The 266-nt window shown below is 64.3% G+C and carries 1 protein-coding gene; it reads right to left on the bottom strand.

What is annotated here, in order from left to right; translation table 11 throughout:
- Positions 1 to 266: VWA domain-containing protein (locus SB756_RS30905; RefSeq protein ID WP_410913346.1), on the bottom strand; the 266-nt coding region annotated here is incomplete at both ends.

Below are 266 nucleotides of genomic sequence, written 5' to 3'. Positions count from 1 at the left end.
ACCGGCCGTGGAGCCGCCGGCGGTGAGCTGGTCGATGGCGTTGCGGATCTTCACCTTGTCACGGCCCGACGTCGGTTGGAGCACCACGCGGGATTCACCGGCGTAGACCACCAGCGACACGCGGTCCTGCTCGCGCAACTGATCCACCAGCAATTTCAGCGTGCTTTTCACCAACGGTAACCCTTCGCGGCGGTCCATGGAGCCGGACACATCCACCAGGAACACCAGGTTGGCGGGCGCCAGTTCCACCACGGTTTTATCGGACG

Source organism: Pseudomonas sp. SIMBA_068 (genome assembly GCF_046534705.1).
Classification (GTDB): domain Bacteria; phylum Pseudomonadota; class Gammaproteobacteria; order Pseudomonadales; family Pseudomonadaceae; genus Aquipseudomonas; species Aquipseudomonas putida.
This window is presented reverse-complemented; position numbering and strand designations above follow the sequence as displayed.